This is a genomic window from Massilia niastensis DSM 21313, assembly GCF_000382345.1.
Classification (GTDB): Bacteria; Pseudomonadota; Gammaproteobacteria; order Burkholderiales; family Burkholderiaceae_D; genus Telluria; species Telluria niastensis.
In genome coordinates, this window is the sequence record NZ_KB908168.1 from 1 (window position 1) to 14,350 (window position 14,350).

Sequence of the window (14,350 nt, forward strand, 5' to 3'; positions counted from 1 at the left end):
GCCTGGCGAAGCTGGCTGAAGATGGCAAACGACAGCGGGATCGAGCCGCTAAGGAAATTCGCCACCAAGTTAAAACCCTACTGGCGAGGCATCGCAGCGCGGCTGCGCTGGCCGATGCATACCGGCCAGCTCGAGGGCATCAACAACCGTATCAAGGTGATGAAGCGGATGGCCTATGGCTACCGGGATAGCGACTTCTTTTTCCTCAAGATCAAAGCCGCGTTTCCCGGAAATCCGTGATGAACCCGAAAAAAAGGCGGAGCACACGCTCCGCCTTTTTTTTTCGCGCCACGCCAGGTGGCGCCGGTTACATGATCTTGGTGCCGATCCACCACGCGACCGCAGCCATGAAGGCCGATGCCGGAATGGTGAAGACCCAGGCCCAGACGATGTTGCCCGCCACGCCCCAGCGCACTGCCGATGCCTTCTGCGACGCGCCCACGCCGACGATCGCGCCGGTGATGGTGTGGGTGGTCGACACCGGGATGCCCCAGAAGCTCGCCATCAGCAGGGTGAAGGCGCCGCCGGTCTCGGCGCAGAAACCGCCGACCGGCTTGAGCTTGGTGATCTTCTGGCCCATGGTCTTGACGATGCGCCAGCCGCCGAACAGCGTACCGAAGCTGATCGCCGCGTAGCAGGAGATGATGACCCAGGTAGGCGGCAGCGGATCGGTCGGAGCGGTGTAGCCGGCGGCGATCAGGAGCATCCAGATGATGCCCATGGTCTTCTGCGCGTCATTGCCGCCGTGGCCCAGCGAATAGCCGGCCGCCGACGCCAGCTGCAGGCGGCGGAACCAGACGTCGACCTTGCGCGGCGTGGACTTCACGAAGATCCACGAGACCAGCAGCATGATGGTCGAGCCCAGGATGAAACCCAGCAGCGGGGCCACCACGATGAACACCACGGTCTTGATCAGGCCGCCGGCGATCAGCGCGCCGGTGCCCGACTTGGCCACCGCGGCGCCCACCAGGCCGCCGATCAGCGCGTGCGACGAGGACGACGGGATGCCGTAGTACCAGGTGATGACGTTCCAGACGATGGCCCCGACTAGGGCCCCGAAGATGACGTAGTGGTCGACCACATGCGGATCGATGGTCCCCTTGCCGATCGTCTGCGCCACCTTCATGCTGACCACGAAGATCGCGATGAAGTTGAAGAAGGCGGCCATCGCCACCGCCGACTGCGGCTTGAGCACGCCGGTCGACACGACCGTCGCGATCGCGTTGGCCGAGTCGTGAAAGCCGTTCATGAAGTCGAACACCAGTGCCAGCAGCACCAGCATGCCCAGCACGTAAATGCTGATATGTAGAGATTCCATTTTGTTCTTGTTTTCCGGGCGTGTTACGCGTTCTCGACGATGATGCCTTCGATGATATTGGCCACGTCTTCGCAGCGGTCGGTCACGGTCTCGAGAATCTCGTAGATGGCTTTCATCTTGATCAGGTTACGCACGTCCGGTTCGTCGCGGAACAGCTTGGACATGGCGGCGCGCATCACATGGTCGGCGTCGGACTCGAAGCGGTCGATCTCTTCGCAGATGGCGACGATCTTCGACGCGTTGTCCATGTTGTGCAGCAGTCCGACGGCCTGCTGGACCTTTTCGCAGCACGACAGGCACAGCTCGGCCAGGCGCTTGGCTTCCGGCGTCACGGCGTGCAGGTCGTACAGCGAGATGGTCTGGGCCGCATCTTCCATCATGTCGAGGATGTCGTCCATGCGGGTGATCAGCTTGTGGATGTCGTCGCGGTCGAGCGGCGTGATGAAGGTCTTGTGCAGCAGGTCGACCGTGGCGTAGGTGATCTTGTCCGCCTGTTTCTCGAGGCTCTCCACGGCGTGCGTGCGGTTTTCCAGGTCGTCGAAGTTGGTCATCAGGCCAACCATCTCTTGCGCACCCTTCACGCACAAGGCGGCGTGCTGGTTGAACAGGTCAAAAAATTTGCCCTCGGTGGGCATCAGGCGTCCAAACATGTGTTCTCCGTTGTAGATCTCTTGGGACTTCGTCAACCGCTGCGCCGGATAGGCAGCGGCAATTGCAAGTAGGCAGCTTAATCGCCCTGGTAGGTGGTGAGGCTGCCGCTATAGTTACCGAACTTGGTGTACTGGCCGATCCAGGTAAGGCGAATCGCACCGATCGGGCCGTTACGCTGCTTGCCGATGATGATCTCGGCGGTTCCCTTCTCGGGCGAGTCGGGATTGTAGACCTCGTCGCGATACAGGAAGATGATCACGTCCGCATCCTGCTCGATAGCGCCGGATTCGCGCAGGTCGGACATGACGGGGCGCTTGTTCGGGCGTTGTTCCAGCGAGCGGTTCAGCTGCGACAGCGCGATGACCGGGCAGTGCAATTCCTTGGCCAGGCCCTTCAGGCTACGCGAGATCTCGGAGATCTCGGCGGCGCGGTTGTCGCCCGCCTTACTGCCCTGCATCAGCTGCAGGTAGTCGACGATGATCAGGCCCAGCTTGCCACACTGACGAGCCAGGCGGCGCGCGCGTGCGCGCATCTCGATCGGGTTCAGCGCCGGCGTCTCGTCGATGTAGAGCTGGGCTTCGTTCATTTTCTGGATGGCATGCGTCAGGCGCGGCCAGTCCTCGTCGTTCAGGCGGCCGGTACGCAGGCGGTGCTGGTCGAGCTGGCCGACCGAACCGAGCATACGCATCGCCAGCTGGGCGCCGCCCATCTCCATCGAGAACACGGCGACGGGCAGGCCAGCCTCGATCGCGACGTTTTCGCCGATGTTGACCGAGAATGCGGTCTTGCCCATCGACGGACGGCCGGCCACAATGACCAGGTCGCCCGGCTGCAGGCCCGAGGTCATGCGGTCGAGGTCGATGAAACCGGTCGGCACGCCGGTGATTTCACCCTGGTTTTCACGGCTGTAGAGTTCGTCGATGCGCTCGACCACCTGGGTCAGCAGCGGCTGCACCGGCAGCCAGCCCTGGGCGCCGCGGGCGCCCTGCTCGGCAATCGCGAAGATCTTCGATTCGGCCTCGTCAAGCATCTGCTTGACTTCCTTGCCTTGTGGATTGAACGCATCGCCGGAGATCTGGTCGGCGACCGTGATCAGCTGGCGCAGCACGCCGCGATCGCGGACGATCTCGGCATAGCGGCGGATGTTGGCCGCCGATGGCGTATTTTGCGCCATCGCGTTCAGGTATTGCAGTCCTCCGACCTCCTCGGCCTTGCCGAGCTGGTTGCAGGCCTCGTACACGGTGATCACGTCGGCCGGCTTGCCGGAGTTAATCAGGCGAACCATCTGTTCGAAGATGATCCGGTGGTCGTAGCGGTAGAAATCCTCCGCGTGCATGAAATCAGCAATGCGATCCCAGGCCGCGTTATCGCGCAGCAAACCACCGATGACGGACTGCTCTGCTTCAATGGAGTGCGGGGGGATGCGCAGGGATTCGATTTGCGGATCTGCTGGGGCGGAGTTCATGGGCGGCATTATACCTTGCTCCTGTCATACGGCTGTAATAATTGGAGAGTTTCCAAAAGAAAAAAGCCGGGAGAACCCGGCTTTTTTCTTTATACAACAATAGCTTATGCAGCTTCGCCCACGACGGCGACGGTGATCTCGGCGATCACGTCGGTGTGCAGCGCGACCGAAACCGGGAACTCGCCGGTGGTCTTCAGCGGGCCGGTCGGCAGACGCACTTGCGCCTTTTCAACCGGGAAGCCTTGCTTCGACAGGGCTTCAGCGATGTCGAAGTTGGTGACCGAACCGAACAGACGGCCATCCACGCCGGCCTTCTGGCCGATGGTGACGGTCATGCCGCTCAGCTTCTCGCCTTGGGCTTGCGAAGCGGCCAGCTTTTCAGCAGCAGCTTTTTCCAGCTCGGCGCGCTTGGCTTCGAACTCGGCCACGGCGGCCTGGGTAGCGCGGCGTGCCATCTTTTGCGGGATCAGGAAGTTACGTGCGTAACCGTCCTTGACCTTGACGACGTCGCCCAGGTTGCCGACGTTCACTACTTTTTCCAACAGAATGATTTGCATGTTTTTCTCCAGGAGATTCTGACTGTCGTAGCCGACGATTAAGCGTTGTGCAGGTCGGTGTACGGCAGCAGCGCGAGGTAACGGGCGCGCTTGATGGCGGTGTCAACCTGGCGCTGGTAGTGCGCCTTGGTACCGGTCAGGCGTGCCGGCATGATCTTGCCGTTTTCCTGGACGAAGTCCTTCAGGGTGTCGACGTCCTTGTAATCCACTTGCTCAACGCCAGCGGCGGTGAAGCGGCAGAACTTCTTGCGCTTGAACAGCGGGTTTTGCTGTTTGCGCTTCTCTTTGAGCTTAGCTTTGTTTTTGTCGAACTTTTTACCGAATGCCATTTCGAGGCTCCTGTATCTATCTAAATTGCCGGTTTAAGCGGCACTGAAATCAATGATGTGAAACACCAGGGCTTTGCTGTTGCGGTTCTTCCGTGCAAGGAATCCGGTGAACTGGTAGGCCGCGCCGAGTTCCGCGCTGCCGAACCTGCCCGAAATCTCTCCCGCGGCGAACGCGGGGACTTCGAACTCCACGAGCCTGTCTACACCGGCCTCTTCCTGGTGCGAGCTGTGCATCAGGATGGCGGACACGATCGGTACGCCGGCCGGGGTGTAGCGCAAGACATCACGCTCCGCGATGGTCGCGACGATCTGGAGCTGGTTCACTACCGGTTAAAACGAATTCCTGGGAAAAACTTAGGCAGCTGCGGCCGGGGCAGCGGCTGCTGCTTCTGCGCGGTGGCTCTTGGCTGCGTCTTCGCGCTGGACCGACTTCATCATCGGCGACGGCGCGGTTTCGGCCTTCTTCATCTTAACGGTCAGATGACGCAGGACGGCATCATTGAATTTGAATGCGGTTTCCAGCTCGACCAGGGTCTCGTTGTCGCACTCGATGTTCATGCAGATGTAGTGTGCCTTCGGCAGCTTCTGGATCTGGTAAGCCATCTGGCGACGGCCCCAGTCTTCCACGCGATGGATGTTACCGCCGCGGCTGGTCACCGTGGTCTTGTAACGCTCGATCATCGCCGGGACTTGCTCGCTCTGGTCCGGGTGGACGATAAAAACGATTTCATAATGACGCATGCAACACTCCTTGAGGACGTTTAAACAAATGCCCACCTCGGCGTCAAGACGAGTGTGGGAAGGGAAAGCCTTCGATTATAGCGCGAAAACCGCGGTTTTGGGAAATGCTATGTTGCCGCCGGCCCCACGCCGCCGCTCCGGCGCTGCGGCGCACATTTTTTCACCACATTTATCGTGTTTCCCCTTGCGCATACCAGAATACTGTACAAAAATACAGTCTGACCTTATAACTTCGCTGTAACCTTATCCATGATCAAGCTCACTGCAAGGCAAGAACAGATCCTCAACCTGATCAAGGATGCGATCGAGAACACCGGTTTCCCTCCGACCCGCGCCGAGATTGCGGCCGAACTGGGCTTCCGGTCGGCCAACGCGGCCGAGGAGCACCTGCAGGCGCTGGCGCGCAAGGGTGCGATCGAGATTTCGCCGGGCACCTCGCGCGGCATCCGCCTGGTCGGCGCCAGCGCCGAGCCGGTCATGATGCCGCCGCCCATGATGATGTCGCTGCCGCTGGTCGGCCGCGTCGCCGCCGGCTCGCCGATCCTGGCGCAGGAACACGTCGAAGCGACCTACAGCGTCGACACCGCCATGTTCGCGGCCCGGCCCGATTTCCTGCTGAAGGTGCGCGGCTGGTCGATGCGCGACGCCGGCATCATGGATGGCGACTTCCTGGCCGTGAAGAAAATCGACAGCGCCAAGAACGGCCAGATCGTCGTCGCCCGCCTGGGCGAGGAAGTCACGGTCAAGCGCTACCGCAAGACCGGGGAACTGGTGGAACTGCTGCCGGAAAACCCGGACTTCAAGGTCATCAAGGTCACGCCCGAGGACGAGTTCGCGCTCGAAGGGCTGGCGGTGGGCTTGATGCGCAGCTGGAACTGAGTAAATGACGGCCGCTGACGCGGCCGTTTTTTTTCGCAGGCAGGCTTACCTGGTCTTGGTCCTGATCGAATCCGAGGACGCCCCCGCCCCCTTGACCATCGCATTGTGCTCCGCCACATACGCCTCGGTCGCGCTGCGCCATGCCGCGAAATCGGCCAGGATCAGCTTGGAGCTCACCTTCGCCTCCTCCGCCAGGTTCTCGCGCACCCGCTCCAGGTGGGCATGCGACGCCTCGGTCTCGTCCTTGCTCATCAGCTTGGCGATGTCCGCCGGAATGCGCTTGGACAGCGGCGAAGCCGCGTTCAGGTTGGTCACGAACTTGTTGTAGCAGTTCTGCCACGCCGTCACCGACGCGCTGACGCGGTCGATCTCGTCATTGACCTTCGACATCGACGGAATGCGTGGCGCCGGGCAGCGGAATTCGCCCGACTTCAGGTCGGCGCCATCGTAGCCCTTGATCCAGTAATCGATGTCGGCGCGGCGCTCGGTGCGCTGCTTCATGACGTCGAGCGAGGCGATCGCCACCTTGTTGCCCTTGGCGGCCGCCTTGGTGAACAACTCCCTGGCCCTGGTCTCGTCCGGCACGCCCGCTTCGCCATACCAAACCATCTGGGCGAGGTGAGCCTGGGCTTCCGGATTGCCGGCATTGGCAAGCTTCGTGTAGAGCTTGATCGCGGTCGCGAAATCCTTCTTGGCGAATGCGGCGTGAGCGTTCTCGAGTTCGCCTGCGAAGGCGGTACCGCACAGCAGGAGGGACAGGGTCAGGCAGGACAGGGAGCGTTTCATCGGGCAAGCTTATGAGGGACAGTGACCGCCCATGATAGCGGTATTCGGCGGCTTGGCTCAACTGGCGAAAAAAAAGCCGGCTTCGAAGCCGGCCTGTGCTTACGCCTCGAGCGCCTGGCGGAAGTCCGCCAGCAGGTCGTCGGTATCCTCGATGCCGACCGACACGCGGATCAGCGATTCGGCGATGCCCATGCTGGCGCGGCGTTCCGCCCCCATCTCGAAGAAGATGGTATGCGCCACCGGGATCACGAGCGTGCGCGTGTCACCCAGGTTGCTCGCCGGGATGCCCAGCTTGAGGCGGTTCAGGTAATCGAAGCAGTCGATGCCATCCTTCAGCTCGAAGCTCAGCAGCGAGCCGCCCGAACGGAACAATTCCTTGACCAGGCCGTTCTGCGGGTGCGAGGCCAGGCCCGGATAGTGGACCGCCGCGACCCGCTCGTCCGCTTCCAGCATCGAGGCCAGCGCCAGCGCGTTGGACGACGCACGCTCCATGCGCAGCGCCAGCGTTTCGGCGCCGACCGCGATGTGGTGCGCGGCTTCCGGTCCGAGCGCCGCGCCGAAGTCGCGCAGGGCTTTCGCACGCAGCTGGGCCATGCCCTGCGCCTGCGGCGCCTGCTTGCGGAAATTCTGCGCGATGTTCGGGTAGGCGCTCCAGTCGAACAGGCCGGTGTCGGTCAGCGCGCCGCCCAGCGCGATGCCATGGCCGCCGATCGACTTGGTCAGCGAGTTGACCACCAGGCCGGCGCCGACCGCCTTCGGACGGAACAGGTAGGGCGTGGTCATGGTGTTGTCCACCACGTACAGGATGCCGCGCTCGCGGCACAGCCGGCCGATGCGCGCCAGGTCGGCGACCTGGGTGCGCGGGTTGGCGATGGTCTCGACGAACACCATGCGGGTGTTCGGCTGCAGCGCCGCCTCGACCCCGGCGACATCGGTCGCGTCGGCGAAGGCCACGTCCACGCCCTGCCCGGCCACGGTCTGCCACAGGCTGTTGGTATTCCCGAACAGGAAGGACGAGGAGACGATGTGGTCGCCCGCCTTGAGCAGCGCCTGGAACAGCGCGCCGATCGCGCCCATGCCGGTGGCGAAGCACAGCGAGGCCACGCCGTCTTCCATCTTGCTGATCTTGTCCTCGAGGGCGCCGACGGTCGGGTTGCCCTGGCGGCCGTAGCGGAAGCCCGGCTCCTTGCCCTGGAAGACCGACGCCAGCTGGCGCGCATCGCCATAGCCGAAGGCCACCGAGGTGTGCACCGGCTTGTGCAGGGAGCCCTGCTCGATCGCCTTGCGGCGGTCGTTGTGCAGGATCGTGGTGGTGAAGCCGTAGTTGGGGGTATCGCTCATGGGTTCGCGCTTACTCCGAGGTGACTGGCGGGTTCAGGTTGAGCTGGGTGCGCACCGCGTCCTCTTCCTTGTTCGACGGGTTGTGGCGCGCCGACTCCTGGCGGTCCAGGTATTCCGGGGTCACGTCGCCGGTCACGTACACGCCGTCGAAGCACGAGGCCTCGAAGTTCTTCAGCTCCGGGTTGACGTCCGAGATCGCGCGCTTGAGCGCGTCGACATCCTGGTACACGACGCGGTCGGCGGTGATCTCGCGGCACACTTCCTCGACCGTGCGGCCATGCGCGATCAGCTCGTCGCGGGTCGGCATGTCGATGCCGTACACGTTCGGGTACAGCACCGGCGGCGCGGCCGAGGCGAAGAAGACCTTGCGGGCGCCGGCTTCGCGCGCCATCTGCACGATCTCGCGGCTGGTGGTGCCGCGCACGATCGAGTCGTCGACCAGCAGCACGTTCTTGTCCTTGAATTCGGAGCTGATCGCGTTCAGCTTCTGGCGCACCGACTTCTTGCGCATGCCCTGGCCCGGCATGATGAAGGTGCGGCCGATGTAGCGGTTCTTGATGAAGCCTTCGCGGTACTCGACGCCCAGCTTCAGCGCCAGCTGGATCGCGGCCGGACGCGAGGAATCGGGGATCGGCATGACCACGTCGATCTCTTCGACCGGGATCTCGTTGCGGACCTTGTCGGCCAGGTATTCGCCCATGCGCAGGCGGGTCGCGTAGACCGAGGCGCCGTCGATCACGGAGTCCGGACGCGCCAGGTACACGAATTCGAAGGCGCAGGGATTGAGCGACGGGTTCTCGGCGCACTGGCGCTCGTGCAGCTTGCCGTCGTTGTCGATGAAGACCGCTTCGCCCGGCGCGATGTCGCGCACGAAGCGGAAGCCCAGGCCTTCCAGCGCCACCGATTCGCTGGCCACCAGGTATTCGGTGCCCTGCTCGGTCTCGTTCACGCCGAGGCACAGCGGACGGATGCCGAACGGGTCGCGGAAGGCCAGCATGCCATGGCCGGCGATCTGGGCCACCACGGCGTAGGCGCCGCGCACGCGGCGGTGCACCGCGGCCACCGCCTTGAACACGGCGTCGGCGCCGAGCGTGAAGCCGTCGGCCGCTTCCTGGATTTCGTGGGCCAGCACGTTGAGCAGCACTTCCGAATCGGAATCGGTGTTGATGTGGCGGCGGTCGATGCGGAACAGCTCGTCCCTCAACTGGGCCTGGTTGGTCAGGTTGCCGTTGTGCGCCAGGGTGATGCCGAACGGCGCATTCACGTAGAACGGCTGCGCTTCTTCCTCGCTCGACGAGCCGGCGGTCGGATAGCGGCAGTGGCCGATACCGGTATTGCCCTGGAGCGAACGCATGTTCCGGGTACGGAATACGTCGCGTACCAGGCCGTTGGCCTTGAACATCGAGAACATGCTGCTGTGATTGGTCGCGATCCCTGCCGCATCCTGGCCGCGATGCTGCAACAGCAGCAGTGCGTCATACAGAAGCTGGTTGACGGGGGAGTGCGAGACGACGCCGACGATGCCACACATGGTGTGCTCCTAAAAACTGGACTGCTTGATTGCTAAAAAGTGAATCTTAAAACCTTACGTGCTGGGCCAGCGCAACGGGCAGGAAGGGCCTGACGGTACGCGCGCCGGTTTCGGCCATCGGCGACAGCAGCGCATCTTTCCAGAAAGTCTGCTGCGGGATGGAAGTCATCCCGCACAATATGACGGCGGCGAGCACGATTACAATGCCGCGCGCCAATCCGAACAATCCTCCCAGGCCGCGATCGGCCAGACTCAGCCCGGTGGCTTCCACCAGGGCTCCAATGGCCAGCGATAGCAGGCCCATCAAAATACGCACGCCCAGGAACAGGATCACGAAGGCGGCGATCAGGCGCACGGTCCCGCCGGGCAGCATTTCCGGCAGCAGGGGCGCGAGTTGCGCCCCATAGGCGTTGGCGACCACGAAGGCCACCACCCAGCCCAGCAGCGACAGGATCTCCTTCACCAGTCCGCGCAGGGTACTGATGATGACGGACGAAACCAGCACGAACAGGACAAGATAATCGAAAATCGTCACGCCCGCTCAACCCTGCTTCAGAGTGGGACCATCGTGCCCGACAGGCCGATGCCTCCCAGCTTGGCGCGTACCTTTTCCGCCTCTTCCTTGGTCATCGGACCCACGCGCACGCGGATCAGCTCGCCGGATTTCTGGGTGAACGACGACACCCCGGCCGCGCGCAGGCGGCCTTGCAATTCAGATACCTTCTCCTGGCTCGCCAGCGCGGCGACCTGCACCACGTACTTCGGCGCCGGGCCCTGGGCCTGCGCGGACGGCTTGTCCTCGAGGATGGCCATGGCGCGCGCGCTGTCGTCGGCGCGGACCGGCTTCGGCTCGGCGTGGACGGGTTTCTCGACGGGCTTGGCCTCGGCCAGCTTGACGGCAGGCTTCTTCTCGGGCTCGCGTTTTTCCGGTTCGCGCTTTTCCGGCTCCTTGCGCGGCTCGGCCTTGGCGAGCTCGTGTTTCGGCGCGGGCTTGGGTTCGGGCTTCGGTTCGGGCTTGGCGGGCGCGGGCCTGGGGGCTTCCTGCCTGGTGGTCTCGACCGTCCTGACCGACGCCGGCTCGAGCGTCTTGAGCGGCGGCTGATCGGCCATCTTGAGCGGCGGCGGCTCGACCGTCTTCGGCGCGGGCCCCGGCGGCGGCTCGATGATTTCCTCGCCGCTGTCGACGGTCGCCGCGGCCGGCACAGGTTCGGCAGGCACCGGCAGAGGCGCCGCCTTTTCCTTGGACGGGATGTTGATGGCGATGTCGCCGGCCAGCGGCTTGGGCTCGGAATCGAGCAGCATCGGCAGGCCGACGGCGGCCGCCAGCGCCAGCGCTACGGCGCCGACCAGGCGGCGCCGTGCACGCTTCTTTTCCGGCAGCACCGGATCGGGGCCACGGCTGCCGCGACGGCCGCCCTCGCCTGCGCTGGACGCGCGTTTGGAGCGGGCGCGCTCGGTGAAGGCGGCATCGTCATCCTTGACGAAGTGACCGCTGTCCCGGACAGTTTCTTGCTTGTTTTTTTTGCCGAACGAGAACAAGCCCATGCGTTTCTGTTATCAGTGAAGAGAAGATTTGCGGGCCGCCATCACACCTGCGACCGTGTAGAACGAGCCAAAGACCACAATTCTATCATTCTCCCCTGCGCGGCTGACGGCATTCGCATAGGCATCGGCCGGATTGGCGAAGGCGGTGACGGAAAAATCGGCGTCTTTCGCGCCCGCGGGCTTGAGCGCCGCGAGTTTTTCAGCCAGCGCACTGGCCTTGGCCGAGCGCGGCGAATCGAGGTCGGCGACGCACCAGTGGTCGATGGATGGCAGCATCGGCGCGATCACGGCATCGATGTCCTTGTCTTCCATGATGCCGAACACCGCAAAGGTGTAGCGGTGGAAGCCCATGTTGCCGAGGTTCTGGGCGAGCGTGGCGGCGGCGTGCGGATTGTGGGCGACGTCGAGCACCTGGGTCGGGCGGCCCGGCAGCACCTGGAAGCGGCCCGGCAGCTCGACCAGCGCCAGGCCGGCGCGCACTTCCTGGGCGCCGCAGGGCAACTGCATGCGCAGCACTTCGAGCGCGGCCAGCGCGGCCGAGGCGTTGAGCAGCTGGTTGGCGCCGCGCAGCGCCGGATACGCCAGCGAATTGCGGCGCTGGCCGCGGCCGCCGTAGCTCCACTGCAGCTGGTCGCCCTGGTAGTTGAAATCGCGGCCCAGCAGCCAGAGATCGGCGCCGATCTCCTCGGCATGCCTGATCAGCGATTGCGGCGGCACGGGATCGCTGCAGATCGCGGCTTTTCCGGCGCGGAAAATGCCGGCCTTCTCGAAGCCGATTTCCTCGCGCGTGTCGCCCAGGTAGGCGGTATGGTCGATGTCGATGCTGGTGACGATGGCGACGTCGGCGTCGACCACGTTGACCGCATCGAGGCGTCCGCCCAGGCCGACTTCGAGGATGACGACGTCCATGCCCGCTTTCGAGAGCAGGTGCATGATCGCCAGGGTGGTGAACTCGAAGTAGGTCAGCGGCACGTCACCGCGCACCGCCTCGACGGCGTCGAAGGCCCCGACCAGCGCTTCGTTCGAGGCCATCTCGCCGTTGATGCGGGCGCGCTCGTTAAAGTCGAGGAAGTGCGGCTTGATGTACAGGCCGACGCGGTAGCCGCACTGCAGCAGCATCGCTTCCAGCATGGCGCAGGTCGAGCCCTTGCCGTTGGTGCCGGCGACCATGATCACGGGGCAGTCGAAGGCCAGTTGCATGCGCTCCTTGACGGTGCGGACACGGTCGAGGCCCATGTCGATATGGGTTTCGGCGTGGCGTGACTCGAGCAGGGCCAGCCAGTCGGGCAAGGTGGTCGGGAGTGTGGACATGGACGGGACTTCGGTGGAGGCGTGCGCTGGGCACTGGTGCGCAGCGCGAAGGCGCCGCGCACCGGGATCGGAATCAGGCGATGACTTCGGCTGGCTGGTTCTGCAGGAGGGCCAGAAGGCGCGCGATTTCTTCGCGCATCTTGCGGCGGTCGACGATCATGTCGACGGCGCCTTTCTGGACCAGGAACTCGGCGCGCTGGAAGCCTTCCGGCAGCTTCTCGCGGACGGTGTTCTCGATCACGCGCGGGCCGGCGAAGCCGATCAGGGCCTTCGGTTCGGCGATCACGACGTCGCCCATGAAGGCGAACGAGGCGGACACGCCGCCCATGGTCGGGTCGGTCAGCACGCTGATGAACGGCAGCTTTTTCTCGGACAGCTTGGTCAGCATGGCGGTGGTCTTGGCCATCTGCAGCAGCGACAGCAGGCCTTCCTGCATGCGGGCGCCGCCGGTGGCGGTGATGCAGATGAACGGGACCTTCTGTTCCAGCGCGATCTGGGCGCCGCGCGCGAAGCGCTCGCCGACGACCGAGCCCATGGAACCGCCCATGAATTCGAATTCGAAGCAGGCCACGACGACCGGCAGGCTCATGATCGAGCCGCCCTGCACGACCAGCGCATCGGTTTCGCCGGTGGCGTCCATGGCGGCCTTGAGGCGGTCCGGGTACTTCTTGCTGTCCTTGAACTTCAGGGTATCGACCGGCAGGGCTTCCTGGCCGATGTCATAGCGGCCGCCTTCGTCGAGCAGGCCATCGAGGCGCTCGCGTGCGCGGATGCGCATGTGGTGGTCGCACTTGGGGCAGACGTGCAGGTTGGACTCGAGGTCCGCGCGGTAGAGGACCGATTCGCACGACGGGCACTTGACCCACAGCCCTTCGGGCATCGTCTTGCGGTTAGCGGCATCGGAGCGCTGGATCCGGGGGGGCAGCAGTTTTTCCAACCAACTCATCTTTTCTCCTTTGCGGCAAATCTTACAGGTGGCGGTAGTGTAGCCGCTCGGCCCTCGCTTGTCGAATCCTTGCAAGCCAACAATTAACACCGCGACAACCCTAGCGCCACCGTGCGCAATGTAAGAAGTCAGTGTGCAACTTCCGAGGTCACGAATTCCGGTCCACCGATGCGCGTTGCCACGACGTTATACACCCAGGCCCCGAACACAGCCATGAGAAAGCCGCCGAAACCATACAGTACCGGGATGACGATCGCTACGCCAGCGGAAATGCCCGGAATGCCGATCAGGCCCGGGATCGCGAACACGAATGCGAACGGCAGCGACAATAATGCGTACAGCGGCAACGACCTTACCAGCTTGCATGATCGAGACACAGGTGATGTGCTTCTTCATGGGTTTCCTCCTCAACCAACGGAGTCCCAATTTACTGTGGCCAACACCAGTTCGAGCCCTGTTTCCACAACCCCACAATTGGTCTATAGCAAGCTTGCATCACAACGCCATTCCGACCATCTTGAAACAACCGCCCCTGCGTACGCCCACCAAACAATAGGGTCAGAGTCGAATTGTTTAACAACTTTTAGGAATTTCCTAATAATTCGACTCTGACCCTCATTATTCAATATTACGCGCATTGCCGAGTAATGAGGGTCAGAGTCGAATTGTTCAAAAAGTCCGGGAAATTTCCCGATAATTCGACTCTGACCCTAATGCGGTTAAGTTAAGCCGCCTTTGATCATTTGGCTGTTGTAAACGTGCAGCGGCTCTGTTAACCTGCGGTTCCGATGCTAGCCGATACCCTTCCACTTGTAACCGCAGATCTTCCCGCTCCTGATTGGCAACGGCTGGGTGAGCATCTGCCAGTTGAGTGGATCGAGCAGGCGCTCAGCCATACAGGTAAGGCGAGCATTCGACGAAGACGTTTGCCAGCACAGCAGGTAGTGTGG

General features: G+C 63.1%; 18 protein-coding genes. 3 read left to right on the forward strand and 15 right to left on the reverse strand.

Annotation, left to right across the window (positions count from 1 at the left end):
* Positions 1 to 240 (forward strand): transposase (locus H162_RS32235; RefSeq protein ID WP_020656849.1); only part of this gene is annotated, 240 nt, incomplete at its 5' end.
* A gap of 67 nt (positions 241 to 307) precedes the next feature.
* Here the strand turns inward: H162_RS32235 and H162_RS0128305 are convergent.
* The 7 genes from H162_RS0128305 to rpsF form a co-directional block, all read right to left on the reverse strand.
* On the reverse strand, positions 308 to 1,318 hold the full coding sequence (locus tag H162_RS0128305; RefSeq protein ID WP_026355212.1) for an inorganic phosphate transporter: 1,011 nt from the start codon (positions 1,316 to 1,318) through the stop codon (positions 308 to 310).
* Between the two features lie 23 nt (positions 1,319 to 1,341).
* Positions 1,342 to 1,968 carry a DUF47 domain-containing protein gene (locus tag H162_RS0128310; RefSeq protein WP_020656851.1) on the reverse strand — a complete coding sequence of 209 codons (627 nt, stop codon included), beginning with the start codon at positions 1,966 to 1,968 and terminating at the stop codon, positions 1,342 to 1,344.
* Between the two features lie 77 nt (positions 1,969 to 2,045).
* Positions 2,046 to 3,443, reverse strand: a complete 1,398-nt coding sequence (locus H162_RS0128315; protein ID WP_020656852.1) for a replicative DNA helicase — start codon at positions 3,441 to 3,443, stop codon at positions 2,046 to 2,048.
* Positions 3,444 to 3,538: 95 nt separating this feature from the next.
* Positions 3,539 to 3,991, reverse strand: coding sequence for a 50S ribosomal protein L9 (gene rplI / locus H162_RS0128320; protein ID WP_026355214.1), 453 nt, complete (start codon positions 3,989 to 3,991; stop codon positions 3,539 to 3,541).
* 38 nt (positions 3,992 to 4,029) lie between these two features.
* Positions 4,030 to 4,320 (reverse strand): 30S ribosomal protein S18, encoded by a 291-nt coding sequence (gene rpsR, locus H162_RS0128325; RefSeq protein ID WP_020656854.1) that lies wholly within the window; start codon positions 4,318 to 4,320, stop codon positions 4,030 to 4,032.
* 33 nt (positions 4,321 to 4,353) lie between these two features.
* Positions 4,354 to 4,644 (reverse strand): primosomal replication protein N, encoded by a 291-nt coding sequence (priB, locus tag H162_RS0128330; protein WP_020656855.1) that lies wholly within the window; start codon positions 4,642 to 4,644, stop codon positions 4,354 to 4,356.
* Between the two features lie 30 nt (positions 4,645 to 4,674).
* Positions 4,675 to 5,061: a 30S ribosomal protein S6 gene (gene rpsF / locus H162_RS0128335; protein WP_020656856.1), complete on the reverse strand. Its 387-nt coding sequence runs from the start codon at positions 5,059 to 5,061 to the stop codon at positions 4,675 to 4,677.
* A 249-nt stretch (positions 5,062 to 5,310) separates the two neighbouring features.
* Here rpsF and lexA point away from each other — a divergent pair, with 249 nt between their 5' ends.
* Positions 5,311 to 5,940 carry a transcriptional repressor LexA gene (gene lexA, locus H162_RS0128340; protein WP_026355215.1) on the forward strand — a complete coding sequence of 210 codons (630 nt, stop codon included), beginning with the start codon at positions 5,311 to 5,313 and terminating at the stop codon, positions 5,938 to 5,940.
* Between the two features lie 45 nt (positions 5,941 to 5,985).
* Here lexA and H162_RS0128345 read toward each other — a convergent pair whose 3' ends face one another.
* The 8 genes from H162_RS0128345 to H162_RS0128380 all read right to left on the reverse strand — a co-directional run bounded on the left by H162_RS0128345 (position 5,986) and on the right by H162_RS0128380 (position 13,747).
* A complete protein-coding gene (locus H162_RS0128345; protein ID WP_020656857.1) occupies positions 5,986 to 6,726 on the reverse strand; it encodes a tetratricopeptide repeat protein in 741 nt (246 codons plus the stop codon).
* Between the two features lie 99 nt (positions 6,727 to 6,825).
* The gene (locus H162_RS0128350) at positions 6,826 to 8,067 is read right to left on the reverse strand and encodes a cystathionine gamma-synthase family protein (RefSeq protein ID WP_020656858.1); all 1,242 of its coding nucleotides are present in this window, start codon (positions 8,065 to 8,067) and stop codon (positions 6,826 to 6,828) included.
* Between the two features lie 10 nt (positions 8,068 to 8,077).
* Positions 8,078 to 9,598 (reverse strand): amidophosphoribosyltransferase, encoded by a 1,521-nt coding sequence (purF, locus tag H162_RS0128355; protein WP_020656859.1) that lies wholly within the window; start codon positions 9,596 to 9,598, stop codon positions 8,078 to 8,080.
* 46 nt (positions 9,599 to 9,644) lie between these two features.
* Positions 9,645 to 10,133, reverse strand: coding sequence for a CvpA family protein (locus H162_RS0128360; RefSeq protein ID WP_020656860.1), 489 nt, complete (start codon positions 10,131 to 10,133; stop codon positions 9,645 to 9,647).
* Positions 10,134 to 10,150: 17 nt separating this feature from the next.
* A complete protein-coding gene (locus H162_RS0128365) occupies positions 10,151 to 11,143 on the reverse strand; it encodes an SPOR domain-containing protein (protein WP_020656861.1) in 993 nt (330 codons plus the stop codon).
* Between the two features lie 12 nt (positions 11,144 to 11,155).
* Entirely contained in the window at positions 11,156 to 12,454 is a 1,299-nt protein-coding gene (gene folC, locus H162_RS0128370; RefSeq protein WP_026355216.1) for a bifunctional tetrahydrofolate synthase/dihydrofolate synthase, read from the reverse strand.
* 73 nt (positions 12,455 to 12,527) lie between these two features.
* A complete protein-coding gene (gene accD, locus H162_RS0128375; protein WP_026355217.1) occupies positions 12,528 to 13,400 on the reverse strand; it encodes an acetyl-CoA carboxylase, carboxyltransferase subunit beta in 873 nt (290 codons plus the stop codon).
* A gap of 128 nt (positions 13,401 to 13,528) precedes the next feature.
* A complete protein-coding gene (locus H162_RS0128380) occupies positions 13,529 to 13,747 on the reverse strand; it encodes a hypothetical protein (RefSeq protein ID WP_156885848.1) in 219 nt (72 codons plus the stop codon).
* Between the two features lie 441 nt (positions 13,748 to 14,188).
* Here H162_RS0128380 and H162_RS33670 point away from each other — a divergent pair.
* On the forward strand, positions 14,189 to 14,350 hold a 162-nt coding region (locus H162_RS33670), incomplete at its 3' end, for a transposase domain-containing protein (RefSeq protein WP_211223684.1).

What these genes read in the sequence shown, in the direction of transcription:
- rpsR (WP_020656854.1), bottom strand. Translation starts at nt 4,320, where the DNA reads ATGGCATTCGGTAAAAAGTTCGACAAAAACAAAGCTAAGCTCAAAGAG.
- H162_RS0128350 (WP_020656858.1), bottom strand. Translation starts at nt 8,067, where the DNA reads ATGAGCGATACCCCCAACTACGGCTTCACCACCACGATCCTGCACAAC.
- H162_RS0128310 (WP_020656851.1), bottom strand. Translation starts at nt 1,968, where the DNA reads ATGTTTGGACGCCTGATGCCCACCGAGGGCAAATTTTTTGACCTGTTC.
- rplI (WP_026355214.1), bottom strand. Translation starts at nt 3,991, where the DNA reads ATGCAAATCATTCTGTTGGAAAAAGTAGTGAACGTCGGCAACCTGGGC.
- H162_RS0128365 (WP_020656861.1), bottom strand. Translation starts at nt 11,143, where the DNA reads ATGGGCTTGTTCTCGTTCGGCAAAAAAAACAAGCAAGAAACTGTCCGG.
- purF (WP_020656859.1), bottom strand. Translation starts at nt 9,598, where the DNA reads ATGTGTGGCATCGTCGGCGTCGTCTCGCACTCCCCCGTCAACCAGCTT.
- rpsF (WP_020656856.1), bottom strand. Translation starts at nt 5,061, where the DNA reads ATGCGTCATTATGAAATCGTTTTTATCGTCCACCCGGACCAGAGCGAG.
- accD (WP_026355217.1), bottom strand. Translation starts at nt 13,400, where the DNA reads ATGAGTTGGTTGGAAAAACTGCTGCCCCCCCGGATCCAGCGCTCCGAT.
- H162_RS0128315 (WP_020656852.1), bottom strand. Translation starts at nt 3,443, where the DNA reads ATGCCGCCCATGAACTCCGCCCCAGCAGATCCGCAAATCGAATCCCTG.
- H162_RS0128305 (WP_026355212.1), bottom strand. Translation starts at nt 1,318, where the DNA reads ATGGAATCTCTACATATCAGCATTTACGTGCTGGGCATGCTGGTGCTG.
- lexA (WP_026355215.1), top strand. Translation starts at nt 5,311, where the DNA reads ATGATCAAGCTCACTGCAAGGCAAGAACAGATCCTCAACCTGATCAAG.
- folC (WP_026355216.1), bottom strand. Translation starts at nt 12,454, where the DNA reads ATGTCCACACTCCCGACCACCTTGCCCGACTGGCTGGCCCTGCTCGAG.
- H162_RS0128345 (WP_020656857.1), bottom strand. Translation starts at nt 6,726, where the DNA reads ATGAAACGCTCCCTGTCCTGCCTGACCCTGTCCCTCCTGCTGTGCGGT.